Here is a 25,887-nt window from a genome sequence, read left to right on the forward strand (position 1 = left end):
GAATCGTGGGGTGTCCGTCACGCGGCAAACCTAACTCGTCTGGAGGCGCTGCAGCGTACGGATCGACCAGCTCGCCGCGTGCTCCTGGCCCGGCGCCAGCTGCACCACGTCCCTTCCGCTGTTGAAAGCGTCGGGTGGACAGGTCATAGGTTCGACTGCCACGCCGAGGCGGTCAGGGCCGGATGGCTTGTCGCCGGTATGGACCTGGACCCAAGGCCACTCTCTTCCCCACGCCAGTTCAACACCGGTTCCGGACGGATCGTAAACGCACACTCTGGCGGTCCCGTGAGTATCCCTGCTGATGCCGGTGAAGGCGTGGTCGATCTTCACGCCGCCAAGCACTTTCTCCTTTCGGAAGTCGAAGTTGTGCCCTTCCACCGATACTTCCTCGACGGGCAGCAACCTGTCAGGGGTGACCCGCAGGAACCTGTCAGCTGGGACCACAAGGGACCAGTCGTCGAGAGGAGCGCTTCCCGCGATGAGGTAGGGATGAGGGCATACCCCGTAGGGGACTGTTGCCGAACCAGGGTTGGCAGCGGTGACAGTTCCCTGAAGTCCCGCGGCGCTGAGGCAGTAGCGCACCCTCAGTTCCAGCGGGAACGGATAGCCCTCCCCCGGGGTGAGCGACATTGCCAGGGTCACTGAGGATTCGTCCCGTTCAGCCACAGACCACACCTTGTCGAACACGAGTCCATGCAAAGCAGTGTTGCGCCCGGGTTCATTGATGGGAACCTGGATGTCAGCGCCCTTCCAGGAGTAACGCCCGCCAGCCAGGCGGTTGGGCCAGGGCGCGCAAATGACTCCCCGGTAGTCAGGGATTGCGATCCCGGGCTCGAAGGGCACCACCAGGTTCCGTCCCCCGTGGCGAAGGCTGCGCAGCGCGGCGCCTCGGAGGGTGACCGCGGCAACGTAGCCGCCGTGCCGCAGTTCAAACTCCGTTCTGCCCTGCGCCGCGGTCTTGGTGGCGGGCGTGCCTTTTACTGTGGAGGTGGTCATCCGAAACACCTGCAACTTCCGCTAACGGAGGGAAGGGTGGGCCGCTTTCGTCCACCGGCGGTAGCGGGCGAGCACCTCCCCTGTCTGCTTGTCCCCTTGCCCGTGCTTGCCTGCTGGCCGGTGCGCGGCGGGCAGGGAAATCTTTGTTGCGTCCAAGATCCAGTCCGGGAATTCGCCGGTGAGGACAGCAGCGGCCTGACGCGCGGCGCCGTTCGCCACGTACTCGCCGGGAGTGGGAATGATGATCGGCCGGGCTAAGACTTCGGCCGCTATCTGCTGCACCGCTGGAGACTGCGCTCCGCCGCCGACGAGGATGATCCTTTCCGCTTCCACTCCCTGCGCCTGGAGTGCTGCAAGGCCGTCTGCCAGGGAACAGAGGACGCCCTCGAAGGCGGCGCGTGCGAGGTTTGCCGGTGTGTAGTTGGTCAAGGTCATTCCGTGCAGGGAGCCGCTGGCGTCGGGCAGGTTCGGGGTCCGTTCGCCCTCGAGGTACGGGATGAGCGTCAGCCCTCCCGCACCTGCCGGGGCAGAAAGGGCGAGTTGCCCCAGGCCGGGCAGATCAGTGCCCAGGAGCTGTGCGGTCACGTCGAAAACGCGTGTCGCGTTCAGCGTGCAGGCGAGGGGCAGGAAGTTGCCGGTGGCATCCGCGAAACCGGCAACGAGTCCCGAAGCATCGGCGGACGGGGCCGACGACACGGCCAGCACTACGCCCGAGGTGCCCAGGGAGATCACGACGTCGCCCGGTCCGGCGCCGACGCCGAGGGCCGCGGCCGCGTTATCCCCGGCGCCCGGGCCGATCAGCGACCCTCCCCTGGTCTTTCCTGCAGCTTCCAGCGGAGCCGCGACTACAGGCAGGACAGGGACGTGCCCGAGCGTCTGCTCCAGGACATGGGGCAGATAGGTGCCGCGGGCGGCGGAGTAGTAGCCGGTGCCGGAGGCGTCGGAGCGGTCGGTGCGAAGTTCGTCGAGGGAATCCGGTCCGGATCCGGGCCCGTGGCCGGCAAGGCGCCAGGACAGCCAGTCGTGCGGGAGGCAAACGGCGGCGACACGCTTGGCGTTGTGCGGTTCCGTGCGGGCGAGCCAGCGCAGTTTCGTGGCGGTCAGCGACGCGACGGGCACGGTCCCGGTGGTTTCGGCCCAGTACCCTGCCCCGCGGTCCCCATCCCCTGCACCTGCTTCAAGGATCAGCTCCCGGGCGTCGTCTGCGGACCTCGTGTCGTTCCAGAGCAACGCGGGCCGGACAACGTCGCCGGTGGAATCAAGGCAGACCATGCCGTGCTGCTGCCCGCCGATGGAGAGGGCAGCGACGTCATCGAGGCCGCCCGCCGCAGTCACTGCTTCCTGAAGTGCCCTCCACCAGTGCTCGGGATGCACCTCGGTGCCCGAGGGGTGGGACGCCTTGCCTTGGCGGACGAGCGTTCCGGTCACTGCGTCCCTGATGACCACCTTGCATGACTGGGTGGAGCTGTCGATTCCCGCGACGAGTGGCATGCTTCATTCTTTCTATAGGGGCCGCCGTCGTCACCGGCAGAGCATGCCGGTGACGACGGCGGGGACTGACTTTCCGGGCCGGGCGCGTCAGCGCGCGCCGAGCACGTGCTCGACGGCGAGCTGGTTGAGGCGGACGAAGGCGAACGAGCGCTCGGCGGCCTTGTCGGCGTCGAAGTTTTCGAAGGCGCTGGCGTCCGCCAGCAGGTCCGCGGCCGATTCGCCTGCAGCGAGGGTCGGCTCGCCGAGTTCGATCACGCCCGAGGTCTTGAGGGCCTCCTGCACCTCCGCGTCGGCGCGGAAGGCGAGGGCGCGCTCCTTCAGCAGCAGGTACATGGCCATGTTGGCCTTCGCCGATTCCCAGACCCCGTCGTAGCCGTCGGTGCGGGAGGGCTTGTAGTCGAAGTGGCGCGGGCCGTCGTACCTGGGTCCGCCGTTGGGGAAGCCGTTCTCCAGCAGGTCCACCGTGAAGAAGGCGCTGGTGAGGTCGCCGTGGCCGAAAACGAGGTCCTGGTCGTACTTGATGCCGCGCTGGCCGTTGAGGTCGATGTGGAAGAGCTTGCCGGCCCACAGCGCCTGCGCGATGCCATGCGTGAAGTTGAGCCCGGCCATCTGTTCATGGCCTGTCTCGGGGTTCAGGCCCACGATGTCGCCGTGTTCGAGCTGGGCGATGAAGGCCAGCCCGTGTCCGACGGTGGGGAGGAAGATGTCACCGCGGGGCTCGTTCGGCTTGGGCTCCAGGGCGATGCGCAGGCCGTAGCCCTTGTCCTTGATGTATGCCGCTGCGGTGTCGACGCCTTCCTTCATCCGGTCCAGGGCGGCGGAGAGGTCCTTGGACCCGTCGTATTCGCTGCCTTCGCGTCCGCCCCACATCACGAACGTCTCGGCGCCGAGCTCGGCGGCGAGGTCGATATTGCGCAGCACCTTGCTCAATGCGTAGCGGCGGATGGAACGGTCGTTGGAGGTGAAGCCGCCGTCCTTGAACACCGGGTGGCTGAAGAGGTTCGTGGTGACCATCGGGACCTTCAGGCCGGTCTCGGCCAGCGCCGCGGTGAAGTTCTTCAGGATCAGCTCGCGCTCTGAGGCCGTGGCGTCGAACGGAATCAGGTCGTTGTCGTGGAACGTGATGCCGTATGCGCCGATTTCACTAAGCCTGTGGACGGCTTCAACCGGGTCAAGCGCGGCACGGGTAGCGACGCCGAAGGGGTCCGCGCCGGTCCAGCCGACGGTCCACAGGCCAAAAGTAAAGCGGTCTTCGGGAGTGGGGGTGAGGTTCATGATGCACCTTTGCTGTCTAGTGTGGTTCGGGCAGAACGGAAGGAGTTTGCGGTCTGCCGGTATTGGAAGTGGCGGCTTACTGCCTTGCCGCGTAGTTTGTGGCCGTTGTCTGGACTTCCCGGGCGATGGTGGCGAGTTCGACGGCGGCTGGCCGGTCTGCGCTGCTGGTAATGGGCACCGTGTGCCCGCTGTGCGCCGATTTAAGGACGCCTTCCATGATGTCGAGGGCGTGGAAGGCCAGCATGCCACCGGCCCGGGGTTCCTGTCCCTTGGGAGTACCGGCGAGGTCGGCGATGCCGAAGCCCCTTCCGGAGTCAACATATCCGGCAGATACAGGCAAGGTCTGCCACTCGGTGCCGCCGAGCGGAAACAGCTGCACGTCGCCGTCGAAATGGTTGGGGTCGGGCACGGCCAGGGAGCCACGATCCCCGTGGATCTCGATGTTGGAGCTCTTGGTCTTCACGGCGTCGAAGCTCATCACCAGCGTGGACAGGGCGCCGGAGGCGTGTACCAGCACGCCGGTGACGTGGGTGTCAGTGGTCACCGGAATGGTCTCGCCCTCGCGGGGTCCCGAACCGATGGTCCGTTCCGTCCGGGTGTGGCTGGCGGCGCCCATCACCGAAATGACGGGGCCGAGCAGTGTGACCAGGGCCGAAACGTAGTAGGGGCCCATGTCCAGCAGGGGGCCGCCGCCGGGCCGGTAGTAGAAGTCGGGGTTCGGGTGCCAGCGTTCATGCCCTGGCGTGACCATGGTGGCGGTGGCGGAGATCGGCCGCCCGATCAAACCGTCGTCGATGGCCTTGCGGGCCGTCTGGATGCCGGTGCCCAGCACCGTGTCCGGGGCGCAGCCGACGAGGACGCCGGCTGCCGTGGCGGCGTCCAGCACCTCCCGTGCTTCGGCGGTGGTCGCCGCCAGCGGCTTTTCGCCGTAGACATGTTTTCCGGCGGCGATCGCCTTGAGCGCGACCTCGGCGTGCGCGGCCGGAATGGTCAGGTTCAGCACGAGCTCGACGTCGTTCGCGGCCAGGAGCCCGTCGACGCTGAGGGCACAGACGCCCTCATAGCCCTCCGCGACCGCCTGGGCGCGGGTGTGGTCGAGGTCTGCGACCGCCACGAGGTTGATGAGGTTGTTGTCCTGGAGCCGGCGGAGGCTGGCGAGGTACTGGGCAATGATCGCCCCGCAGCCGATGATTCCTACGTTTAGCGGCTTGCCCACAGCATGCCCCTTTCGATGATGGTGCGGACGTTGGTGTTCTGGAGGATTTCCACGCGGTGTCCGGGGGTGGCCACGAAGATGCGGCCGCTGCCCCATTGGCGGGTCCAGATGGCGGGCGAGGTCACTTCGCGGTTCCACGGGTCCCATTCGCGGACCTTTTGTGTGGTGGTGGCCAGGACGTCGATGTAGTCGTCCGCCAGCACCCAGTACTGTTCGCTGACGAGGTCGAAGTCGTCGATGCCTGCGGTGATGGGATGCGCGGCGGCGGCCGGGAGCATGGTGACGGTGTAGGGGACGTAGTTGTCCGCCTGCTCGCCCTTGCATTCGTCCGGGTGCTTGCCTGGATGGCAGGCGAACTGTCCGCCGATAAGGTGCAGGTAATCGGAGGTGTTGCGGTAGGAGTCGGCAATCCCGCCGTGCCAGCCGGCCAGTCCCGTGCCGTTCTCAACAGCGGTCCGCAGTCCCTCGAATTCGTCCTTCTCGATGGTGGACATGGTCATGCACTGGACGATCAGGTCCACGCCCGCCATGTATCCGGCGTCGGCATAGATTTTGGGTGATTCCTCCACCCTGACGCTGTAGCCTTGCTCTTTCAGGTAGGGGATGAACAGCTCGGTGGCTTCGATGGGCTGGTGTCCGTCCCAGCCGCCGCGCACCACCAAAGCAGTCTTGTTCTCGCGTGTCATGGTTTCCTTGTTGGTTGTGTAGGTGATGCTCAACGGGTGTTGAAGGCGGCGTCGAAGGCAGCGGCGGGCGGGCTGATGGCAGCCAGCTCTTTCACCATGCGCAGCGCCTGCGGTGCGCCTACCAGGCGGTCCATGCCGGCGTCTTCCCATTCGATGCTGGTGGGGCCCTGGTAGCCGATGGCGTTCAGTGTGCGGAAGATTGGCTCCCAGTTCACGTCGCCGTGGCCTGCGGTGACGAAGTCCCAGCCCCGGCGCGGGTCCGCCCACGGCAGGTGGGAGCCAAGCCGGCCGTTGCGTCCGTTGAGCTGCCGCACGGATTCTTTGACGTGGACGTGGAAAATCTTGTCCGCGAAGTCCTGCAGGAACATCACCGGGTCCAGGTCCTGCCAGATGAAGTGGGAGGGGTCGAAGTTCAGGCCAAAGCTTTCCCGGTGTCCGATTGCCTCCAAGGTGCGCTTCGCGGTCCAGTAGTCGTAGGCGATCTCGGAAGGGTGCACTTCAAGGGCGAACCGAACCCCGGTCTCCTCGAAAACGTCCAGAATGGGATTCCAGCGGTCCGCGAAGTCGGTATAGCCCCGCTCGATCATGGCGTCGGAAGCCGGCGGGAACATGGCAACGCATTTCCAGATCGATGACCCGGTGAAGCCCGTGACGGTCTTGACGCCCAGCCGGGCCGCTGCCCTCGCGGTGGCTTTCATGGATTCGGCGGCACGTGCGCGCACCCCTTCGGGATCGCCGTCGCCCCAGATGGCCGGGGAGAGGATGCCACGGTGCCGATCGTCGATCGGATCATCGCAGACCGCCTGCCCGGTGAGGTGGTTGGCAATGGCGTGGACCTTAAGGTTGTGCTTGTCCAGGATGTCGAGCCTGCCCTGGAGGTAGGCGTCATCCTGGACGGCGCGCTCCGGGTCAAGATGGTCGCCCCAGCAGGCAATTTCCAGGCCGTCGAAGCCCCACTCGCCGGCGAGGCGGGCCACTTCTTCGAAGGGCAGGTCGGCCCACTGGCCGGTGAACAGGGTGATGGGACGGGTCATGACGGAACTTTCTGCCAACGGCTGTCGTCTGAGGCACTGGCTTCGACAGCGGCGAGGACCTTTTGCACCTGCAGCGCGTCGGCGAACGATGGCGATGGCTGGCGGCCCTCGTTGATCGCGGTCACGAGGTCCACCACCTGATGGGTAAAGGCGTGCTCGTAGCCCAGGCCGTGGCCGGCCGGCCACCAGTTCCCGGTATAGGGATGCTGCGGTTCGGTGACCTGGATCCGGCGGAAGCCGGCGTCGGGTTCTTCGGCTGCGTCGTAGAAGGACAGGGTATTCATGTCCTCGAAGTCGAAGGCGAGGGAGCCCTTGGTGCCGTTGAGCTCGAGCCGCATGGCGTTCTTCCTGCCCAGGGCGAAACGGGTGGCTTCGAAGACACCAATCGGCCCGCTGTCACAAGCTCCGGCATCGGGTGTTCCGCCGTCTGAGGTGCCGCCTTCGAAGCGGGCGCTGAAAATGGCGGCGTCGTCCACGGTGACGGGGCCCAGCTGCTCGCCCGTCGCGCCCTGTCCGCCGAGGCCCACGAACTCTCCGCCGACAGGGCGTTCCTTGACGAAGGTTTCGAGCATGGCCGAGACGCCAGTGATACGACGGCCAGTGATCCACTGCGCGGCGTCGATGCTGTGTGCACCGATGTCCCCGAGCGAGCCCGAGCCTGACTTTTCCTTGTCCAGCCGCCATGTGAGCGGAGCCAGGGGGTCGGAGAGCCAGTCCTGAAGGTACTGGGCCCGGACGTGGCGGATCTGTCCCAGCCGACCGGCATTGACCATGCGTTTGGCGAGGGCCAGCGCCGGCGTACGGCGGTAGCTGAAGCCGCACATGGAATAAACACCGCGGGCCGCTGCGGCATCGGCGGCCGCCGTCATCCATTCAGCCTCCTCCACCGAGTTGGCCAGTGGCTTTTCGCACAGAACGTGCTTGCCTGCCTCCAGTGCGGCGATGGCGATCTCGGCGTGGGTATTTCCTGGGGTGCAGATGTCGATCAGGTCGATGTCGTCCCGTTCGATTAAGCGGCGCCAATCGGTTTCGGCACTGTCCCAGCCGAATGTGTCGGCGGCGGCGCTTACTCCCTCGGCGTTCCTGCCGGCGAGGGCAGCCAGCTGCGGCTGCAGCGGCAGGTCGAAGAAGCGCGGGGCCGTCCGCCAGGCGTGGGAGTGGGCGGCGCCCATGAAGGCGTAGCCCACCATGCCCACGCGCAGGGGCTTACGGTCACTCATGAATGTGTTCCTTTCAGTCGGTTCCGGCTCACTGGCTGACTCACTTGCTGAACCCCGCGGTCAGGCCGCTAAGCAGCTGGCGGCGGGCAACGACGTAGAGCACCAGCAGCGGCAGGGTGGCCAGGACCACCGAGGCCAGCACGGCCGGGATGTTGGCGGTGAATTCGTCTTGGAACGTCCACAGCGAAAGCGGCAGCACGCGGGTGGCGGGGCTTTGGGTGAGGATGAGCGGGAAGAGGAAGCCGTTCCAGACGTGCAGGGCGTTGTAGATTCCCACAGTCACCACCGCCGGGCGCATCAGCGGCAGCGCGAGCCGCCACATCATGGTCCAGTCGCTGCATCCGTCCAGCCGCATTGATTCGAACAGTTCGTTGGGGACATCCCGCATGAAGTTGGACAGGATCAGCACTGAGATCGGAATGGCGAAAGCAATCGAGGGCAAAATTAGGGCCAGGAGGGTGTCGTACATCTGGGCGCGTGTAATCATCCAGTAAATCGGGATGATCGTGGCGTGCAGCGGGATCGCCAGCCCCAGCAGAAAAAGCTTGTTCGTGGAGTTGATGAACCAGCCGCTGCCGCGAACGATCGCGTACGCAGCCATGAAGGACACCAGCAGGGCGGGGATCACGCTGCCAACGGTGACGATCAGGCTGTTGGCGAAATACTTGACGAAGTCCTGCTCAAGAACCAGTTTGTAATTGCCCAGCGTGGGTTCGGTGGGCGGCATCATCGGGTTGGTTGTGAAAAACCCAGCCTGGTCTTTCAGGCTCGTAATGACGACGTAGTAGACGGGCAGGATGATGACGGCGAGCCAGAACCAACCGCCCAACGAACCGATAATGTTGGGCCGCATTCCGGGACCCTTGCCGCGGCGCGTGACGCGCTCGCTGCTGGTGACCGGCTCGGCGGGAGGAGCGGCGAGCTGTGTGGTTGCGGCCATGTCAGGCTCCTTCGAGTTGGCTTGCACTACGGTTGCGTCCGCCGATCCGCTGCAGAAGGAGGGCCAGGACGAGGCCGATCACGACCAGGATGACGCCCAGGGCGCTGGCCGCGCCCATGTCGTTGGCCTTGAAACCCGTGAGGTACATATGCAGCGGAAGCAGGCGGGTGGAATAACCGGGGCCACCGGCTGTCAGGACGAAGACCAGGTCGAAGTAGGCAAGGGAGCCAACCACCATGAGTGTGGAGGAGGTGATCATCGTGTACTTCAGCTGCGGCAGCGTGACGTGGAAGAACTGCTTGATGCGGCCCGCCCCGTCAATTTGCGCAGCCTCATACAAGGAGGTGGGGATCTGCCGGACGCCGCCTTGGTAGATGAGCGTGTGGAAGGGCACGAACTGCCAGGCGATCACGAACACCACCACGAACAGCACCAAATCCGAATTGCCAAGCCAGTCTTGGGTAAGGGCGGGGACACCGAGCCCGGGCCCCATCCCGAAGTTGGGATCCAGGAGGGCCTTGAAGGCGATCGCCACAGCTGCAGACGAGAGCAGCAGCGGAACGAAGTACAGCACGGCAAGGGCAGCGCGGTACTTCTGCGCCCCCGAGGTGAAGACTCCGAGCAGCAAACTGATGGGCGCCTGGACAATGAAAGAGAAAACGATGATTTTGGCAGTTACCACTAACGCGTTCCCCGTCACGGGATCGGTCAGGACTGCGGCCCAGCTGCTCATGCCGTCCAGCCTGATTTCACCCAAGCCGTCCCAGCTGGTGAAGCTGAGGAAGAGAACCCCGGCGAGCGGGATCACGGCGAAGACCAGGAAGAACACGAGCGCCGGGGCGGCCAGCCACCCCGACGGGCCCTTGCTCAGGGCCCGCCGGCGGGTGCTTGTCATTGAAGCCACGGTTACTTCTCCACGGTCGCGTTCATCGTGTCGACGAACTGCTGGGGGGTGATCTTCTTCAGGAAGATCTGGTCCAGGTTCGACAGCATGGCGTCTCCCTGGGCGGGGCTAAGTGCCTGGTCCCAGGACATGGTGAAGTCGGGCGCGTTCTTCGCCAGGCCATAGGCGAAGGTCAGGAAGTCCTTGTCCGGGGATGCTTCGAGTTTGGACTCGATGCCCTTGATCACCGGCACAGCACCGGAGTCGATCAGGTCCTGGGTGTTCTTTTCAGTGAACATGCCGTCCTTGATGTAGTTCAATGCCGCTTCTTTCTGGGACTCCGTGGCCTTGGAGGAAACGGACCAGAAGTTCGACGGATTGCCAACGACATTCGCCGGATGACCCTTGCCACCGGATACGGTGGGAAACGCGGTGAAACCGAGCTTGCCGCTGCTCACGAAGTCCGGAGCGTCCTTCTTCATGCCCTGGTAGATCCAGCCGCCCTGCAGGATCATGGCGGCTTTGCCCGTGTACATAAGAGCCTGGTCGGCACTGCTGTCGGCGGCGATGGAGGAGAAACCGTTGACGAACCCGCCCGCATCGACCAGTTCCTGAATCTTGGTCAACGCCTCCACGACGGCCGGATCAGACCATGCGCCGGGCTTGTTCGCAGCAATGTTTGCGAAGACTTCGGGCCCGCCGATGCGCTCAACCAGGTACTCAAGCCACATCAGGTTCGGCCATTTAGACTGGCCGGCCAGCGAAAACGGGGCAATGCCTGCCGCCTTGAACTTCGGCACCAGTGCCATCAGCTCGTCCCAGGTCTTTGGCGGCTGGGCTCCGACCTTGTCGAACACTTCCTTGTTGTAGTAGAGCACCACTGGCTGGGCGTTGTTGTTGGGGAGGGCGTACGTCTTGCCGTCGATCTCGCCATTCTTCAGCACCGACGGCAGGTAACGGTCCCTCACCTGCGGATTCTGCTCAAGGAAGGCGCTGAGGTCCTCAACCTGCCCGGCGTCGACGTAGGACTTGAGCACGCCGCCGCCCCATCCGTAGATGAAGGTCGGGCCTTGTCCGGCACCGACTGCGGTGCGGACCTTGGTCTTGTAGGCATCGTTGGCAAAGAACTCCAACTTGATGCTCTGATCACTGTGGGCACTGTTCCATGCGTCAACAGAATTCTGCAGGGACGCCTGGTTGCCTCCCGTGAGTCCCCACATGGTGGCAGAGTCGGCGCTGACGGAACCGCCGGACGGCCCGCTCGAACCGCAGGCGGCGAGGGAAAGAACAAGGGCACCGGCTGTGAGGGCCGTAGCTGCGGTGTGCAGTCTCCGAAATTTCATGAGTCTTCCATCCATCCTTCGGGGGCGTCGTTGGCTCCCAGGCTTGAAACCGCATCTCCACTGCGAGATGGGAACGAAACTGAAGTGTGCCTTCTCGAAACTTTTCGATAAGCGAGCGATACGTTGCAAAGGTACTAGTGATCGTCATCACGGTCAAGGGCGACTTGGGGCTGATGTTCGCGGGCGGCACGAGTCACAGTTGACGTTCGATCCGTGATCGACGAGACTTTCCCTAACGAAATATTTCGAAAGGCGGTAGGCCGTGTCCCTCTCGACACCTCCCAAGAAGATGACCCTGGCGGCTATTGCCAGGCTCACGGGAGTCTCCACGCCTACCGTCTCGAAAGTCGTGAACGGCCGTGAGGATGTGGCGGAGGAAACCCGCGCAAAAGTCCTGGCCGCACTCGTGGATGCCGGCTACCAGTCCCCTATGCAGCGGCGGGTCGTCTCTCCCGAGCCCTCAATCGTCGAAGTCACTTTCGATGCCTTCACGCCGGCCTACTCGACAGCCGTCCTCAACGGGATCCTGGAATACGCGGCATCCGTGGGCGTGGAGATCCTCATGAGCACCACCAGCAGCGGGCCAGTACCCGGATTGACCCCGGAACGGCGGGCGGAGCGAATGATTGCCCACGGCAGGATAGGGCTCATCCTCGTAACTTCCGACTTCAGTGAGGCGCAGCTGACAGCCCTCCGGCGGCGGAACATCCCGGTGGCCGTAGTTGACCCCCTCAATCCTCCGCCACCGGATGTTGTCAGTGTTGGCGCCACCAACTGGGCAGGAGGCAAGGCCGCCGCGGAGCATCTGGTCAGGCTGGGACACAGGGACATTGCCTATCTGGGCGGGCACGAGACGGCCGAGTGCAACCAGGCCCGCCTCCACGGCTACATGTCCGCTCTGGCGTCCGGGGGCGTGCAAGTAAACGCTGACTACATCATTCATGGAAAATTCAGGACCCATCACGGCATAGAAGGGCTCCGGCGGCTGCTTGCGCTGCCGAAACGCCCGACGGCGATCTTTGCCGGCAGCGACAGCGTTGCTGTTGGTGTGCTCCGGGAAGCCCGCCAACACGGCATTCGCGTACCGGAAGACCTCAGCCTGGTAGGTTTCGACGGGACGGCGTTGGCTGAGGACGCAGTGCCGTCCCTGACCTCCGTTTCCCAACCCCTGCACGAAATGGGACGGGCAGCCTTGCGCGCCGTCCTGAGCCAGGCCCGGGGGGAAGTGCTTGACTCCCACCGCGTTGAACTTGCTACCCAACTCGTGGTTCGCGAATCCACTGCCGCCCCGCCGGCCTGATCACCATCAGCCATTCGGCGGCTTACCGATTTTCGGAGCATCCTCCCTGTCAGGGCAGAATGGAAGGCGTGACCCTTACGACGTTTGCCCTCATCCGCCATGGCCAGACCGACTGGAATGCGCAGCGCCGCCTGCAAGGCTCCACCGATATTCCGCTGAACGCCGTCGGCCGCCAGCAGGCGCGCGACGCCGTCGCCGTCCTGTCCGGGTACGAGTGGGACGCGATCGTCTCCTCACCCCTGAGCCGCGCCGCGGAAACTGCAGACCTGATTGCCGAGGGGCTGGGACTTAGCGTTACCCGCCGGATTCCGGAGCTCACCGAGCGCAGCTTCGGACCGGCGGAGGGGATGCAGGACGGTCCCGAGCTGGATGCCCTGCGTATTCCTGGCGGTTTCCGCGGTGCTGAGAGTGAGGACGAGGCCGCCACCCGCGGGCTCGCCGCACTGGAGGCACTGGCCGAAGAGTTCCACGGGCGCCGCCTCCTGGTCGTAGCCCACGGCACGCTCCTCCGGGTGAGCCTCAGCCGCGCCGTGGGCCGGACCCTCCAAAGCGTCGATAATGCCGTGCTCAACCTTGCCCATCATCACGCCATTGAGGGCTGGCAGCTCGAGTACTTCAACGGGGAACCTGTCCTGGCAGCCGCCCACGACTGAAGGCGCGATGCCGCACAGTAGCAACGTCCGACTGCCGTGCGACTCAGCCCGCGGCAGCCTCGGCGTACTCCCGGGCCTGCTCGCGCACCTTTCCAAGATAAGACTCGGACTGGTTGTAGGAGTAAATGGCGTCCGCCCACCCTTGGTCCGTGGTGAGATCACGGCCGCCGGCGCACAGGTACGAGGCAGCACTGAGGGCGGCGTCGTCGATGTTGTGGGGATCGGCCGTCCCGTCCCCGTTCGCGTCCCGCCCTGCCTGCCGCCAGGTGCCGGGGATGAACTGCATGGGCCCGACGGCGCGGTCCCAGACTGCGTCGCCGTCCAGGGCGCCGGCGTCCGAGTCCGCGATGGCGGCGAACCCATCACCGTTCAGGCTGGGGCCGATGATGGACCGGCTCGGGTGCCCGGAGGCAGTGAGCTGTCCGCCGCCATGAGTGCCGTGGGCAGTTTCGATAAATCCGACGGCGGCGACCGTGTTCCAGCCAATCCTGCAGGCCGGGGCGGTGGCGTTGGCCAAGGCGGCTCCGGCGGCGTAGGCCTGAAGCGCCCGCGGCGGTATGCCGGTCTGCTCCGCAGTCCTCGTAAGCCACCGGCGGTTGATGGTGCTCTTACTGATATTCACGGCATGGGCGCTGTCGGCCGCAAGCGCCGCAAACACGGCTGTCGCCTGTGGGGGCGCGGACTGAACGCGGTGCTTGGCCAGAATCCAGAAGGAGAACCCGGTGATGACGCAGAAGGCGAAAATGATCAGAACTGCAAGGCGCTTCAGACGCAGCATGGCTGGGCCGGCACTCCATCATGAAGCTTCATCGGGCAGCAGCCCGTCGGCACGGGACTTAGCCCTCGCACTCCACGCAGTAAGCGTGGCCGTTCTTTTCACGTGCAATCTGCGAGCGGTGCCTGACCAGGAAACAGGAGTAGCAGGTGAATTCGTCCTGCCCCTGCGGGATTACCTGAACAACGAGTTCCTCGGCGACGAACTCGCCGCCGGGGATGACTGCATCATCCAAGGCATCCGCTTCATCCAGTTCGCGGACTACGCTGCGGGCATCCGGAGCGTTCGCTGATTGCAGGGCCTCAAGGGAGTTTTCCTGTGATTCTTTGACGTCGGAGCGTACTTCGTCGTAATCGGTTGCCACGGAGAGATTCCATTCCTATGTTTTGTGCTGACGGGAAGCCAACGTACACCATCGGCCGTAAATTCCCGCACCATAGGAGCTGAGGGTTGAGTCACACGCCCCCATTTTTCGCCCTGGCCCAGGACAGTGCGGTCCCTGCCCTGGATTTTGCTTCATAAAGAGCTGCATCTGTAACGGCGACCGGCTCTTCCAGGCTGGGCGCCCGGCAGCTGTCCGAGGGCGATGCCGCAACCGACAGCCCAGGCGCTTCCCGCGCCGGCGACCAGCAGGACATTGCTTAGCGTATTGGCCGGCCGCTGGTGCTGAACCGTTCAGCAGGAAGCAGGCTGAACCCGAGACAAACAGCAACAGGGCCCTGCACCACCAGCCGCTGTAGGGGGAGCGTGTGTGGCGATACGCCGAGAAGTAGAAAGGGAGGCCCAACGCGAGCGCCATCACTGCGAAGGCACCCGGAGTGTTGCCGTATCCAGGACCATTCCCCATCCCCCGGATCCCATCCGATGCTGACCCAGTATCGGACTCGCGGGGCGTGCCACGGGACCAGTGCAGCATTCTTTCCGAGGATCATCCGAACCCTTGACCTCCACGGGGCCTGCTGGCACCCTCGAACCAGGCGCGCCGTTGCGGCACTGGTCGAAGAGGATTCAGGATTCGACAGGCGCAGGATTCGAAAGAGGCGGTACCGCGGTGAAGCAAGGAACGGCCGGCAGCAATGGGCGGGCTGACAGCATACGGATAGTGCCGGCAAACGAAGCGCTCTGGGATGACCTGCAGGCTGTCATGGGAACGCGGGGGGAGGCGTCCCGCTGCCAGTGCCAGTGGTTCAAGATCCGGGACAAGGATTGGGCTTCCGTTCCCGTCCAGGAACGGGCGGCGCGGCTCCGCACTCAGGCAGGCTGTGGAAACCCAGCCGCCCGCACTACCAGCGGCCTAGTCGCCTATGCTGACGGCGAGCCCGCGGGCTGGTGTGCCGTGGAACCCCGCACTGCCTACGTGCGGCTGCTGCACGCCCGCGTCCCCTGGGCCGGGCGGGACGAGGACATAACCGATGACACCGTCTGGGCAGTGACCTGCTTCGTCACCCGCACCGGCTTCCGGCGGCGCGGCATCAGCCGCGCCCTGGTGCGTGCCGCCGTCGGATTTGCCCGTGACCGCGGTGCCCGTGCGGTTGAAGGCTACCCGCTCGTGAACCGGCCGGGACAGCAATTCCAGTGGGGCGAGTTGTACGTGGGCAGCCGCAGCACCTTTGCGGATGCCGGCTTCTCCGAGGTCAGCAGGCCCACGCCGCGGCGCGCGGTGATGCGCATCGACTTCCAGGCTGGCTAAGCCGCCTCACCCGCGCCCTCTCTCCCTCTTCGGTTTTGCGTGAACAATAGTAAGCATGCTTTGCTTATCGGTAAGCATTACTCCCGCAAGCAGTTTCGCGGCGGGGACGCCAGAGCCGGCGGCCCCGTGAAAAGCCCAAAGGAATGAACATGATTACCCTCGAAGGACGCCAGACCGCTACACCGAGCGCCGCTACCTCTAAGGCCGTCACATCAAACACAGTCCGTGCACTCCGGACCGGCGCAGTCACCGGCCCCGCGGACGAGACCTTTTCGGCAGTGGATATCGGACTGATGGCCACTTTCAGCAGCCGCCTGCACTGCCGCCGGCCCATGCAGATGGTCGATCCTAACGAAGTGTCGCCACGCGAGCCCCTGCAGGTGGGCGGGCTTTCCGATTTTGCCGAGCTTACCGAGCCCGCTCCTGCCGAGCGTCCGGTCACTTACCGCTGCCAGTGCGGCTTCACCATGGACGAGGCCGCCGTCGTGAGCAACTACGCCGTAGCCAGCTAGGCTTCGAACGCCACTGGCCAGACAGCGCTGGCTAAACCGTTTTTACGCGGCGGTTAACCGGGCAGGGCCGGTTTAGTAGGCAGGGCCGCGTGCAGGACATCTAGGTGCGTTCGATCCGGGTGAAGGCGCCCACACCCGGCTGCGTCTCGCGGTACACGTTAAGCGAGGATCCCCGCAGCGTCAGCCTCCTCGGCGCAGGCACGCGTACGCCCTCGGAGGGAGCATTTCCGGCCAGCCGGTCCACGAGCATCCCCACCGCGAGTTCCGAGATGGATTCGGCCCCGGCTGCAGATGAGGCCGGATCGGCCACGCCAGGAACCAGCACGTCGAAGCCGGCGGGCTGCATGCCCGCCGAGATGACCAGTTGGGCAACACCGCGCTTAGCCAGCTCCGTGATGGTGCCGTCCTCGGTGATGTCCGGCGGAATAACTCCTACGATGATCCCGTCCGCTCCTCCGGACAGCATGAACTGGCGCCAGGCTTGGCCCAGGATGATGACAGCCTGATAACCGTGCCTCGGCAGAATAGACGCGGCAGCTGCGGCCATGGCGCGGTCGGGCGGCCAATCAAGATCGCTGATGGCGATGGCGATCCTGTCTGTACGGCCGAGGCGCATGCCGCGGGCTGCCTGGTTGGCCACATAGCCGAGCTCGGCGGCCGCGGCCAACACCCGGTCCTGGGTAGCCTGGCTGATCCTGGTGGTGCCGCCATGCCGGCCGGACAGCACGTAGGAGACCGTGGTCAGTGACACGCGTGCCCTGGTGGCAACGTCGCGAATAGTAGGGTTCGATCCATGTTTCATACGGAACCGCCCCGCGGTAGTCGGTGTCTCTGATGGTTCTGTGTCCGTTAGAACACAGCCATCCTCCGTCGACGGGCTTTTGAAAACCTTGTAGATGCCGTTGCATCCCGCCCCAAACCCACCCGAATTGGTGGTGGCGCGGCGCTGGTCTTAGCGCTTTCCCTTTTTTCGTGAGCCCTTGCCGCGGCCCTTGTCCGGGTTCGGTGCGTAGCGCTGGGCAACCTTGGGCTTCTTGGCGCCACCACTCCCCCGACGGTCCGGTTTCGGCTCCTTTCTGGGCTTTTCCACCTTGGCGGACGGCTGGCGGGAACTCTGCGCCGTCCTGCCGCGGACGATGCCGATGAACTCCTCGATCACCTCGTCCGTGGCGTCGGTGGGCCAGGCGAGCGCGATCCGGGTGCCGGGCGCTCCGGTGAGCCGCCGGGCCACAGTGTCCTTGGCATTGAAGTGCCGGGCCACGGACATGGGAAGAATCAGCAGGCCCGCCCCCGAAGCCACCACCTGCAGGGCGGTTTCCGGGCCGCCCAGTTCATCGGCGTCCAGGAAGGTCTCCGCCGCGAGATCCTCAAGGGCCACTTCCTCGAAAACCGAGATCTCATGGCCCTTGGGGGCCACCACCACGGGCTGTTCCTCGTACAGAGGGATGACGTTTAGGCCGGCCCGGTCCACGGGCAGCCGGACGAAACTCAGGTCGGCGGAACCGTCGCGGAGGACGGAAAGCTGCGTGCCGACGTCGGACATGAAGGAGCGCAACGGGACGTGGGGCATCCGCTCTTCCCAGCGCCGGATCCATTTGCCCGGCGTAACGCCGGCAACGTACGCAAAGGTCAGCGACCGCTGCTCAGGTTCCGGCGGGGCGGGGGCTAACGTGGGATCTTCTTCAGCGGGCACACGTTCACAGTACCGCCAGCCGCGGACGGCTGCCCCGAGCGGTCCTGCAATTGGTGCGTCCCGTGCCGGCGGCCGGATACCCTTGAGCCATGACCTCTGCTAACTCCCAGTCCATGAAGCCGGCCACCGTTGCCAAGAAGCTTGGCATCTACCTGCCCGCAACGCCCCAGGAGTTCCAGGATTCAACCATCACGCGCGCTGAGTTCGCGGAGCTGCAGGCCAATCCGCCGGAGTGGCTCGCCGAACTGCGCCGCAACGGCCCGCACCCCCGCCCGGTAGTAGCCCAGAAACTGAACGTCTCCATCAGCGGCCTGGCCCGCGGCGGCGTCGAAGAAGCGCTGACGACGGCGGAAATCACCGCGCTGCTGCAGGCTCCCCCGCAGTGGCTGGTCACCGAGCGCGCCACGCACGCGGCTGTCCGGGCCGAGGCGAAGCGCGTGAAGGAAGATGCGGCCAAGAAGGAAGCCAAAAAATCCCGCGCCAAGGCGGAGTGACCAGGACCTGCGCAGAAGCAGTCGGACTCTCAGGGCTTCTGCGGGTCAGGAAATTTGCAGGCCTCCATTGATGTCGTAGGTTGCAGCGGTGATGTAACCGGCGTCCTCGCCCATCAGGAAGACCATCAGCGCGGCGATGTCGCGCACTGTTCCCACCCTGCCCACCAGGATGTCCGCGGCCATCGCTGTCTTGCGCTCCTCCGTGAGGGTGCCTCCCATGATGTCGGTGTCTACCGGTCCGGGCGCCACACAGTTAACCGTGATCCCGTGCTGGCCCATTTCCCGGGCGAGGGCGCGGGTGAACCCGATAATGGCAGCCTTGGACGCGCTGTACGCCACCTTTGAGTAGGTCCCGCCGCCGCGCTGGGCGGAGATGGACGAGACACTGACCACCCGGCCGAGTTTTCGCTCAATCATGCCCCTGAGCACGCGCTGCGTCACCAGGAACGTCCCAGTCATATTGATCTTGAAGACCCGATCCCAGCCCTCCACCGTTTCATCCATGAACTCTGTCGGCGAGCTGATGCCTGCCAGATTGGCCAACGCGACGATCGGCGGCATTGTCCTTTCGACTTCGTCAACGGCCGCGTTGACGGTCGCTTGGTCAGAGACGTCCGCGCCGGCCCCCATAGCCTTGACGCCGTAAACGTCGGCAATTTCCTCCGCCGCCTTCGCCGCCGCGTCGCCGTCAATGTCCAGGATCGCAACGGACCAACCGGCGCTGGCGAGCATTTCCGCCGTCGCCCGCCCAATACCGCGTGGGGAGGCGGCACCGGTGAGCACGGCGGTCCGCTGGGCAGGGAAGGTTTCGTAGTGGGTCATGACTGTCAGCCTTTCGTCGCCTGGATGGCCAGGTTCCTGCCTGAATTACGGTCAGCTCCTGATGTCGAACTCGTCAGCGGCCACGGCTTCCTCGCCCACGGTGGCGGGGGTACCGGGTTTGACGTGCCCCTCCGGGCGCTTGCGGGCGTAAAGGAACGTGGCGATGGCCGTAATGCCAAGGCAGGCGGCCAAGAACACCAGGCCGGACCGGTTATCGCCCGTGGCGTCATTGAGCAATCCCACTGCATAGGGAGCCACGAAGCCGCCGAGGTTACCCAGTGAGTTCACCATGGCCAGGCCCGCTGCCGCCGCAGCACCCACCAGGGCGGTTGCTGGCATCGCGAGGAACGGCGCAATGGCGGAGTAGATGCCCATGGCCGCAAGGGTCAGGGCGACCATCGAAAGGACCGCACTGACCTGCACCAGATAACCGGCGGCCAGCAGGCCAACGGCCGCCATCACCATACTGATGCTGGCATGCATGACACGGTTGCCCGTGCGGTCCGAACGCCTGCCCCAGAAGTACACGAAGACCGCTGCGATGGTGTACGGGATGGCAACGATGAAGCCGACCTCCGTAGTGCTGAACTCGCCAAGGGCCGCCACGATGGTCGGCATCCAGAGGCCCAGACCGTAGATTCCGCAGACCAAACCGAAGTAGAGAGCCGAGTACGCGATGGTCCGGGAGTCCTTGAGGCCAGCGAGGAAGTGGTGCGGCTGGCCCTTCTGCTTGTGCGCCAGCTCCTCGTCCATGGTCCTGGTCAGCCATTCGCGCTCATCGTCCTTCAGCCAGTGGGCATGGCTTGGGCGGTCGGTCATCAGGACCGGCGTGAGCAGGCCGAGGACGATGGCGGGGAGACCCTCGATGATGTACAGCCACTGCCAGCCGTGGAGGCCCCAGATGCCGTCCATCTGCAGCAGCAGGCCGGAGACCGGTGCGCCCAAGGCATTGGAGACGGGCTGGGCCAGGATAAAAATACCCAGGACGGTGACGCGCTGCGCGGCCGGGAACCACAGCGTGAGGTAGAACAGCATGGCCGGGAAGAAGCCGGCTTCGGCGGCACCGAGCAGGAACCGGATGATGTAGAACGTGACTTCTCCGTTGACCAGCGCCATGGCCGTGGCAAAGATGCCCCAGGAGATCAGGATGCGGGCGATCCACTTCCGCGCTCCGAACTTATACATGCCGGCGTTGCTGGGCACCTCGAGGAGTGCGTAGCCGAGGAAGAAGATGCCGGCGCCCAGGCCGTACGCGGCGGCGCTGAGGCCGATGTCCTCGCTCATGGTCAGCTTGGCGAAACCGACGTTGTTCCGGTCCAGGTACGCGATGAAGTAGAGCAGGACGATCAGCGGCATGAGGCGTCCGCGGACCCGCCGCAACGTCCTCTGGCCAAGCTCATCCAGCTGGTTAGCAGGGTTCATGGAAGACATGGTGCACCTCGCTACGAGAGACAGGCCCGCCGGAATGCCTCAGCGGAATGGTTAAGGTTTACCACTCGGCAACGAACTAGTCACCATACTTACTAATGTTTCGGGGCGGCTCCCGCAGTTGACGGGGGCGCCCTAATTGCGGGACCGAAGCCACTCCAGAAGCCTTTCCAGCGGCCAGGTGGTGATGATCCGTTCCGCCGGCACCCCGACGCGTTCCGCCCGTTCGGCACCGTACTGCAGGAAGTCCAGCTGGCCCGGAGCATGCGCGTCACTGTCAATGCTGAACAGGCACCCCGCGTCAAGGGCGAGTTTCATGAGGTTGTCCGGCGGGTCCTGGCGTTCCGGTCGGGAATTGATCTCGACGGCGACCCCCGCCTCCGCGCACGCGGCGAACACCCGCTTGGCGTCGAACTCGGATTCCGGCCGGGTTCCGCGGGAGCCCTGCAGCAAACGGCCGGTGCAGTGCCCGAGTACGTTGGTGTGAGGATTCCTGACGCCGGCAAGCATCCGTTCCGTCATGGTGCGGCGGTCCGAGCGGAGCTTCGAGTGGACACTGGCCACCACGACATCGAGCTTCTCCAGCATCTCCGGCGTCTGGTCCAGCTCGCCGTTCTCGAGGATGTCCACCTCGATGCCGCGCAGCAGCCTAAAGTCTCGGCCGTCATACCCAGAGCCCGCGTAGGCCTCATTGACTGCCGCCACCGCCTCAAGCTGGCTGTTCAGGCGTTCGGCACTCAGCCCGTTGGCGATCTTGAGGTTCGGGGAATGGTCGGTCAGGGCGAGGTATTCGCGGCCCAGGTGCCGTGCTGCGTCTGCCATGAGGTCGATGGTAGATCCACCGTCGGACCAGTTGCTGTGGCTGTGCAGGTCTCCCCGGAGCTGGCCCCGGAGTCCGTCTCCGCCCGTGGCCAACGGTTTGGCGCCGCCCTGCCGGAGCTTCTCGAGATAGTCCGGAACGGCGCCGTCGACTGCCTGCCGGATGACCTGGAAAGTGGTGTCCCCGATGCCCTTGGTCCGCTTCAGCCTGCCGTCGCGTGCACGCTCCGCCAGTTCATCGGGCTCTATGTCCGCTATAACGCCGGCCGCCTTCCGGAACGCCTGCACCTTGAACGTGGGCGCGCCGCTGCGTTCCAACCAGAACGCAATCTCATTCAGTGCGTCAACGGCGTCCATTCAGCCCCTTCCCCCATCTTCCCGGTCCGTCTTCCCCGAGGCGTCATCCCCGTGACGTCCTCCCTGTCCCGTCTCTTCAGGCGGCCCGCGCGGCCGCTCAGTCCTGTGAACGCGCCGGTCAGTCCTGGTGCAGCTGAATGTAGTTGCCGCAGCCGTCATCAAACACGGCGGAGATACCGGAGGGGTCCTCCGAGGGTTCGCCCTGGAAGCGGACTCCTGCGGCGGTGAGGCGTTCATGCTCGGCCCGGACGTCGGGGACGCCGAAAACGATGGCCGGGAGACCGGACCCGTACAGCCCGTTCATGTAGGCAGCCGCGATGGGGTTGTCGCTCGGCTCCAGCAGCAACCCCACGCTGCTGTCGGCGGCGCCATTGTTTTGTGGGCCGGGGTTCGATTGGCCGGAGCCCCGCGAGCCGGGGTCCTTGATGATGTAGAGGTTATATTCCGGCATCGCCATAAGTGTCTCGAAGCCGAGAGTCCCGGTGTAAAACGAGTGGGCGGCCGCGGGATCCTTGACGTGGATGCTGCACATTTTGAGTCGCATGCCGCCAACGCTACGCCGCGGGCCGCCTGCTGCAAACCGTTTCAGCAGGCCGAGTCCCATGCATGTTTGCCTGGTTGGGGCATGGGCCCAACCACGGCCGGCGGCCCATTGACCGGCGGCCCGAGAGGGGCTGGAATTGAGGTGGAGCCCGTTTAAACTGGCCTGCTGGCTTGGAGGTGGTGGAGTGCCCGCCGTGACTGAAGCCGCCCCGTTCGGGGTGCTGACGCTGATCCTCTGGGGTGCCATGCTGGCCGCCGCCGCCGCCTGCACCGTCTTGGCGGTGCGGCATCATGCCGCCACGTCCGACGGCGACCCTTCTGACCCGCTGTTCTGGGACCTTTTCGGAGGGGCGGCCGTTATTGTCCCGGCGCTCCTCATCCCGGCGGTGGCTTCTCCCCCGGCAGGCTTTGCCTTGGCCGCGCTCACCTGCGCAAGCGGCGTCGCCGCTTACAGGTCCAGCCCCAGGGTGCTCAGCTGGTACTCGTCCCGGCGTCAGAGGCGTCAGGAGCTGCGGGACGAACTGCCTGCCCGGCAGGCCGCCGCCATGGTGTTTCACGACGCAGTCCTGCTTCACGATGCAGTGCTGAAACGCTGGCAGCGCTACGAACTGGACCCGGCACTCGCCATCGATTACCCGGACATGTCGGACGTTGCCCGGCCCCAAACCGCAGAGTTCGTGAAGGCGATGCGGGTGGCGGAGCTGCTGCGGACGTCTGGGGCATCCGGGTATCCCTCCGCTGTCGCACAACTTGAGCGGGCGCTCGAGTGCGCCGAGGCAGCGGCGGGCGTGGCACCTGCTGTCTGCCGCGAAACAGCCGCGGGCACCTCAGCCGCGATCCCTTCCGGCCAGCAGAAATGGTAGTTTAGATCACCGTCCGCTGGATGGTTCTTATAACTGCTTGGCGCCTGCTGCACGGTCTCACACCTGACGCAGCCGGCTCCCGTGCAACAAGAAGCTGGAGGCTTGTATGCGCACCCTTGGAAAACTGCGTGCCGGACTCGGTGCGATGGCCGCAGCGGCGGTGCTGGTCATCACGACGGCGGTTCCGGCCGGCGCGATCACCGGTGATTACGTCGAGGACACCGAACATCCGTTCGTTGGGCTCGTCGTTTTCTACGACAACAAGGGCGCGTTCCACCACCGGTGTTCGGGCGCGCTGCTGACGCCCACCGTGTTCCTGACCGCCGGCCACTGTACTGCCGGCGCCTCCTCAGCGCGCGTGTACTTCCAGCAAGACGCCGGTGCGGGCTGGAGTCCTACGGCAGGGATGGACCCGGATACCGGATACCCGAGCGCCTGCGCACCGGGAACAGAAGGAACTTTGTGCGCGACATCCGACAAGATGTACAACTACGGCTTTACCGGGCTGGACGCGGTTCCCGAGACCAAGGATGCCGGGCTTGTGATCCTGAAGCAGCCCATCGCGCTCAAAGAGTACGGGCGCCTGGCGGCACCGGGAACTCTGGACATGCTGGCCGCCCGACGAGGACAGCAGGAAACGACGTTCACGGCCAGCGGCTACGGGGTTACCGAGGTCAACCCGGTATCCACGACCTCATTTCGGGAACGGCTCATGGCCGAGTCCAAGCTGACAAATCTGACCAGTGCAAGTAACGACGGCTACAACGTCCAAACCAACGGCAACGGCAAGGACCGCGGCGGCACCTGCACAGCTGACTCCGGCGGGCCCCTGTTCTACGGCCCATCTGAGTCAAACATCATCACCGGTATCACCTCGTTCGGACACAACCGTTACTGCAAGGGCACCGGGTTCTCCTACCGCACTGACCGGCAGGAAGTGATCGACTGGATCGCCTCGTCCATGACGGAAAATGAGTTCAGCGAGATCAAGATCGAGCGCATAGCCGGCTAGGTGCAGTCAGCTAGGCGGCCCCGACGGCAGGCACCAAGCAGCACACTACGCTGCTGTGAATTGTGCCCACTCTGGGAAGGGATCCCCAGGCAGGAGATCCACCGGTGGTGGTGGGTCAAGGCCCTCGATGTTGTCCGGCTCGGGGACCTGGGGGCAACCGCCGTTGTCCGGCCAGGCACTTCTGTCCGGTTCGAGGGCCTGGGGCCAGCCGGGGTCGTCCGGTTCCTCGAGCCCGTTTGGCCAGTCTGGGTTGTCCGCCCAGCCAAGCCTGTCCGGCTCCTCAAGGCTGTTTAGGCAGTCCGGGTTGTCGGGTCGGAGGCTGTCGGGCCACTCGAGGCGCCCAAGGTCCTCGGGCCCTGTACCGGGCCAGTGGGGTGGTTCCCGGTCCTGTTGTTCGCCGGGGTAGTAGCGCCCTGCCGGTGAGATCCAGCCGGGCGGGCTGTCCCGGGCCGCGTTGACCGGCCTCCACGCCGAGCTGTGTTTGAGGCGGTGGTGGCGTGGGCATGCCTGGCCGAGGTTGCTGACATCCGTGCCGCCGCCGTTGGACCAGGCCAGGACATGGTCCGCTTCGTTATCCAGGGAGTGGTTGTTGCACCCGGGAAAGGAACACCGCGCATCCCGGAGCCGCAGCCATTGACGCATCGGGGTCGTGAGCCGGTAGCCGGTGCGCCCGATTTCCAGCGGCGCCCCGTCCCGGGGATCGGTCAGCACCCGCAGGAACGACGTGGCCCCTTCGGCGGTCAGCTTCCGGGCCATCGACGCCGGGACCGGCCCGTAGCCGTCCAGCACGGCCGGTTCCTCACCGGCGCCCAGCAGTGAGAGCACCGGAACCGTGACCAGGACCTGGGCTTTGGGTGCGGGGATTCCGTCGGCGGTGCCTGCCAGGAGCCAGCCGGCGGCGAGGTCCGCGCGCAGCTGTGCCAGCGTCCGCGGCTCCTTCGGGCCCTGCAGGCCGCGTGCTGCTGCGCTGGTCCGGTTCCAGATCCCGGCCGCGGTGTCCGCGGGCAGGTACGCCGACAGCCACGCCATCCCGTCCCGGTCCGGGAGGTACTCCACCCGGCGGTCCCTGGCGCTTCGACGGTGGCGGGTTTCGATGCTCACCGGATGGTGCCGCTCCCGCCAGGCACGCGCCCTGGCCCGGAACCTGCCCGGCACCACATCCCCCGCCAGGCAACCCCGCCCAGCCCCCGGCGCGTCCGGCGCGGAGGGGCCCGGGAAATAGGGCTCCAGGAAATGGGCTTCCAGGGCCGCCGCGGCCACCGGGTCCAGGTTGGCTGTTTCATCACACAGGATCCGCGCGTGCTGCCACGAAATGCTCCCGGCGCCCAGCGCGGCCAGCGTCAACGGCAACCCCCTCGCCAAGGTCCGGGCCTCGCCCAGCAGCGCATCGGCGCTGCGTTCACTCACCGTCAAAGCACAGGCAACCTCGGCCCTCACCGCCATCTCCCGGGCCCTGCGCTCCTGCGCCGAACCGGCCCCTACGGCCAGCGCCTCGGCAGCGGCTGCGTACCCGTCCGTCAAATGAACCTTCAATGCGGCCATCCGTGCTTCCACCCCGGCCAGCCCCGCCAACCCGTCCAAGCACGCATCCGCCAGGCTCCGCAAAGGATCCCGAGACGTAAGAGGGTCAGGATCAGCCGAAGCAGCCTCCCTGGCCGAACCGTTCGCGGCGGCATCACCGACGCCGACGCTGGTGCTGGTGCTGGCGCTGGCGCTGGCGCTGGCGCTGGCGCTGGCGCTGGCGCCAAAACCGCCGCGGCGGACAACATCAGCCAACGCAGCCAAGGATGCCGCGATGCCCTCCAACGTCCCCGCAACTGCCGCCTTATCCATACCCACAGG

The 25,887-nt window shown here is 65.4% G+C and carries 26 protein-coding genes; 7 read left to right on the top strand and 19 right to left on the bottom strand.

The genetic code is table 11. The features are described 5' to 3' along the window. Positions 1–30: 30 nt before the first annotated feature. From M1E01_RS18325 to M1E01_RS18370, 10 genes are all read right to left on the bottom strand, one after another. Positions 31–996: an aldose 1-epimerase family protein gene (locus tag M1E01_RS18325; protein ID WP_457972937.1), complete on the bottom strand. Its 966-nt coding sequence runs from the start codon at positions 994–996 to the stop codon at positions 31–33. Between the two features lie 21 nt (positions 997–1,017). After that, complete coding sequence (xylB, locus tag M1E01_RS18330; RefSeq protein ID WP_457972938.1) at positions 1,018–2,487, bottom strand: xylulokinase; 1,470 nt, start codon at positions 2,485–2,487, stop codon at positions 1,018–1,020. 87 nt (positions 2,488–2,574) lie between these two features. Then, entirely contained in the window at positions 2,575–3,762 is a 1,188-nt protein-coding gene (gene xylA, locus M1E01_RS18335; RefSeq protein ID WP_457972939.1) for a xylose isomerase, read from the bottom strand. A gap of 76 nt (positions 3,763–3,838) precedes the next feature. Continuing rightward, on the bottom strand, positions 3,839–4,978 hold the full coding sequence (locus tag M1E01_RS18340) for a Gfo/Idh/MocA family protein (RefSeq protein WP_457972940.1): 1,140 nt from the start codon (positions 4,976–4,978) through the stop codon (positions 3,839–3,841). Next, the gene (locus M1E01_RS18345; RefSeq protein WP_457972941.1) at positions 4,963–5,664 is read right to left on the bottom strand and encodes a ThuA domain-containing protein; all 702 of its coding nucleotides are present in this window, start codon (positions 5,662–5,664) and stop codon (positions 4,963–4,965) included. Before M1E01_RS18345 ends, M1E01_RS18340 begins: the two co-directional genes overlap by 16 nt. A 29-nt stretch (positions 5,665–5,693) precedes the next feature. Continuing rightward, the gene (locus M1E01_RS18350; RefSeq protein WP_457972942.1) at positions 5,694–6,698 is read right to left on the bottom strand and encodes a sugar phosphate isomerase/epimerase family protein; all 1,005 of its coding nucleotides are present in this window, start codon (positions 6,696–6,698) and stop codon (positions 5,694–5,696) included. Further along, on the bottom strand, positions 6,695–7,918 hold the full coding sequence (locus tag M1E01_RS18355) for a Gfo/Idh/MocA family protein (protein ID WP_457972943.1): 1,224 nt from the start codon (positions 7,916–7,918) through the stop codon (positions 6,695–6,697). Before M1E01_RS18355 ends, M1E01_RS18350 begins: the two co-directional genes overlap by 4 nt. A 40-nt stretch (positions 7,919–7,958) precedes the next feature. Continuing rightward, positions 7,959–8,858 (bottom strand): carbohydrate ABC transporter permease, encoded by a 900-nt coding sequence (locus M1E01_RS18360; RefSeq protein WP_457972944.1) that lies wholly within the window; start codon positions 8,856–8,858, stop codon positions 7,959–7,961. 1 nt (position 8,859) lies between these two features. After that, on the bottom strand, positions 8,860–9,753 hold the full coding sequence (locus M1E01_RS18365; RefSeq protein WP_457972945.1) for a carbohydrate ABC transporter permease: 894 nt from the start codon (positions 9,751–9,753) through the stop codon (positions 8,860–8,862). Positions 9,754–9,764: 11 nt separating this feature from the next. Continuing rightward, positions 9,765–11,084, bottom strand: coding sequence for an extracellular solute-binding protein (locus M1E01_RS18370; RefSeq protein ID WP_457972946.1), 1,320 nt, complete (start codon positions 11,082–11,084; stop codon positions 9,765–9,767). Positions 11,085–11,346: 262 nt separating this feature from the next. Between M1E01_RS18370 and M1E01_RS18375 the strand changes: the two genes are divergently transcribed. Continuing rightward, positions 11,347–12,384, top strand: coding sequence for a LacI family DNA-binding transcriptional regulator (locus M1E01_RS18375; protein WP_457972947.1), 1,038 nt, complete (start codon positions 11,347–11,349; stop codon positions 12,382–12,384). 59 nt (positions 12,385–12,443) lie between these two features. Continuing rightward, entirely contained in the window at positions 12,444–13,037 is a 594-nt protein-coding gene (locus M1E01_RS18380; RefSeq protein WP_457972948.1) for a histidine phosphatase family protein, read from the top strand. Between the two features lie 43 nt (positions 13,038–13,080). Here the strand turns inward: M1E01_RS18380 and M1E01_RS18385 are convergent, their stop codons facing one another. After that, positions 13,081–13,815 carry a lytic transglycosylase domain-containing protein gene (locus tag M1E01_RS18385; RefSeq protein ID WP_457972949.1) on the bottom strand — a complete coding sequence of 245 codons (735 nt, stop codon included), beginning with the start codon at positions 13,813–13,815 and terminating at the stop codon, positions 13,081–13,083. Positions 13,816–13,873: 58 nt separating this feature from the next. Then, entirely contained in the window at positions 13,874–14,176 is a 303-nt protein-coding gene (locus M1E01_RS18390; RefSeq protein WP_400478177.1) for a DUF4193 domain-containing protein, read from the bottom strand. Between the two features lie 738 nt (positions 14,177–14,914). Between M1E01_RS18390 and M1E01_RS18395 the strand changes: the two genes are divergently transcribed. Both M1E01_RS18395 and M1E01_RS18400 read left to right on the top strand, forming a co-directional pair. Further along, positions 14,915–15,502, top strand: coding sequence for a GNAT family N-acetyltransferase (locus M1E01_RS18395; protein WP_457972950.1), 588 nt, complete (start codon positions 14,915–14,917; stop codon positions 15,500–15,502). Between the two features lie 149 nt (positions 15,503–15,651). Continuing rightward, a complete protein-coding gene (locus tag M1E01_RS18400) occupies positions 15,652–16,014 on the top strand; it encodes a hypothetical protein (protein ID WP_457972951.1) in 363 nt (120 codons plus the stop codon). Positions 16,015–16,114: 100 nt separating this feature from the next. Here the strand turns inward: M1E01_RS18400 and M1E01_RS18405 are convergent, their stop codons facing one another. After that, entirely contained in the window at positions 16,115–16,816 is a 702-nt protein-coding gene (locus M1E01_RS18405; RefSeq protein ID WP_457972952.1) for a LacI family DNA-binding transcriptional regulator, read from the bottom strand. Between the two features lie 150 nt (positions 16,817–16,966). After that, positions 16,967–17,707, bottom strand: a complete 741-nt coding sequence (locus M1E01_RS18410) for a substrate-binding domain-containing protein (RefSeq protein WP_457972953.1) — start codon at positions 17,705–17,707, stop codon at positions 16,967–16,969. Between the two features lie 89 nt (positions 17,708–17,796). Here M1E01_RS18410 and M1E01_RS18415 point away from each other — a divergent pair, with 89 nt between their 5' ends. Then, complete coding sequence (locus M1E01_RS18415; RefSeq protein ID WP_457972954.1) at positions 17,797–18,201, top strand: DUF5997 family protein; 405 nt, start codon at positions 17,797–17,799, stop codon at positions 18,199–18,201. A 45-nt stretch (positions 18,202–18,246) separates the two neighbouring features. Here M1E01_RS18415 and M1E01_RS18420 read toward each other — a convergent pair whose 3' ends face one another. From M1E01_RS18420 to M1E01_RS18435, 4 genes are all read right to left on the bottom strand, one after another. Further along, positions 18,247–19,023 carry an SDR family NAD(P)-dependent oxidoreductase gene (locus M1E01_RS18420; protein WP_457972955.1) on the bottom strand — a complete coding sequence of 259 codons (777 nt, stop codon included), beginning with the start codon at positions 19,021–19,023 and terminating at the stop codon, positions 18,247–18,249. Positions 19,024–19,074: 51 nt separating this feature from the next. Beyond that, positions 19,075–20,454, bottom strand: a complete 1,380-nt coding sequence (locus M1E01_RS18425) for an MFS transporter (RefSeq protein ID WP_457972956.1) — start codon at positions 20,452–20,454, stop codon at positions 19,075–19,077. 132 nt (positions 20,455–20,586) lie between these two features. After that, entirely contained in the window at positions 20,587–21,627 is a 1,041-nt protein-coding gene (locus M1E01_RS18430) for a PHP domain-containing protein (protein WP_457972957.1), read from the bottom strand. A 118-nt stretch (positions 21,628–21,745) separates the two neighbouring features. After that, the gene (locus tag M1E01_RS18435; protein WP_457972958.1) at positions 21,746–22,171 is read right to left on the bottom strand and encodes a VOC family protein; all 426 of its coding nucleotides are present in this window, start codon (positions 22,169–22,171) and stop codon (positions 21,746–21,748) included. A gap of 193 nt (positions 22,172–22,364) precedes the next feature. Between M1E01_RS18435 and M1E01_RS18440 the strand changes: the two genes are divergently transcribed. Both M1E01_RS18440 and M1E01_RS18445 read left to right on the top strand, forming a co-directional pair. Beyond that, positions 22,365–23,033 (top strand): hypothetical protein, encoded by a 669-nt coding sequence (locus M1E01_RS18440; protein WP_457972959.1) that lies wholly within the window; start codon positions 22,365–22,367, stop codon positions 23,031–23,033. Positions 23,034–23,139: 106 nt separating this feature from the next. Then, the gene (locus tag M1E01_RS18445; protein WP_457972960.1) at positions 23,140–24,045 is read left to right on the top strand and encodes a trypsin-like serine protease; all 906 of its coding nucleotides are present in this window, start codon (positions 23,140–23,142) and stop codon (positions 24,043–24,045) included. A gap of 45 nt (positions 24,046–24,090) precedes the next feature. Here the strand turns inward: M1E01_RS18445 and M1E01_RS18450 are convergent, their stop codons facing one another. Continuing rightward, complete coding sequence (locus M1E01_RS18450; protein ID WP_457972961.1) at positions 24,091–25,878, bottom strand: DUF222 domain-containing protein; 1,788 nt, start codon at positions 25,876–25,878, stop codon at positions 24,091–24,093. Positions 25,879–25,887: the final 9 nt, after the last annotated feature.

This window comes from Arthrobacter sp. D1-17, assembly GCF_054130535.1.

Bases quoted from the DNA above. Each gene is read 5' to 3' on its own strand.
- M1E01_RS18385 (WP_457972949.1), bottom strand. From the start codon at position 13,815: ATGCTGCGTCTGAAGCGCCTTGCAGTTCTGATCATTTTCGCCTTCTGC.
- M1E01_RS18430 (WP_457972957.1), bottom strand. From the start codon at position 21,627: ATGGACGCCGTTGACGCACTGAATGAGATTGCGTTCTGGTTGGAACGC.
- M1E01_RS18365 (WP_457972945.1), bottom strand. From the start codon at position 9,753: ATGACAAGCACCCGCCGGCGGGCCCTGAGCAAGGGCCCGTCGGGGTGG.
- M1E01_RS18350 (WP_457972942.1), bottom strand. From the start codon at position 6,698: ATGACCCGTCCCATCACCCTGTTCACCGGCCAGTGGGCCGACCTGCCC.
- M1E01_RS18445 (WP_457972960.1), top strand. From the start codon at position 23,140: ATGCGCACCCTTGGAAAACTGCGTGCCGGACTCGGTGCGATGGCCGCA.
- M1E01_RS18415 (WP_457972954.1), top strand. From the start codon at position 17,797: ATGACCTCTGCTAACTCCCAGTCCATGAAGCCGGCCACCGTTGCCAAG.
- M1E01_RS18420 (WP_457972955.1), bottom strand. From the start codon at position 19,023: ATGACCCACTACGAAACCTTCCCTGCCCAGCGGACCGCCGTGCTCACC.
- M1E01_RS18405 (WP_457972952.1), bottom strand. From the start codon at position 16,816: ATGAAACATGGATCGAACCCTACTATTCGCGACGTTGCCACCAGGGCA.
- M1E01_RS18345 (WP_457972941.1), bottom strand. From the start codon at position 5,664: ATGACACGCGAGAACAAGACTGCTTTGGTGGTGCGCGGCGGCTGGGAC.
- M1E01_RS18425 (WP_457972956.1), bottom strand. From the start codon at position 20,454: ATGTCTTCCATGAACCCTGCTAACCAGCTGGATGAGCTTGGCCAGAGG.
- xylB (WP_457972938.1), bottom strand. From the start codon at position 2,487: ATGCCACTCGTCGCGGGAATCGACAGCTCCACCCAGTCATGCAAGGTG.
- M1E01_RS18435 (WP_457972958.1), bottom strand. From the start codon at position 22,171: ATGCGACTCAAAATGTGCAGCATCCACGTCAAGGATCCCGCGGCCGCC.
- M1E01_RS18380 (WP_457972948.1), top strand. From the start codon at position 12,444: ATGGAAGGCGTGACCCTTACGACGTTTGCCCTCATCCGCCATGGCCAG.
- M1E01_RS18370 (WP_457972946.1), bottom strand. From the start codon at position 11,084: ATGAAATTTCGGAGACTGCACACCGCAGCTACGGCCCTCACAGCCGGT.
- M1E01_RS18360 (WP_457972944.1), bottom strand. From the start codon at position 8,858: ATGGCCGCAACCACACAGCTCGCCGCTCCTCCCGCCGAGCCGGTCACC.
- M1E01_RS18325 (WP_457972937.1), bottom strand. From the start codon at position 996: ATGACCACCTCCACAGTAAAAGGCACGCCCGCCACCAAGACCGCGGCG.
- M1E01_RS18400 (WP_457972951.1), top strand. From the start codon at position 15,652: ATGATTACCCTCGAAGGACGCCAGACCGCTACACCGAGCGCCGCTACC.
- M1E01_RS18355 (WP_457972943.1), bottom strand. From the start codon at position 7,918: ATGAGTGACCGTAAGCCCCTGCGCGTGGGCATGGTGGGCTACGCCTTC.
- xylA (WP_457972939.1), bottom strand. From the start codon at position 3,762: ATGAACCTCACCCCCACTCCCGAAGACCGCTTTACTTTTGGCCTGTGG.
- M1E01_RS18450 (WP_457972961.1), bottom strand. From the start codon at position 25,878: ATGGATAAGGCGGCAGTTGCGGGGACGTTGGAGGGCATCGCGGCATCC.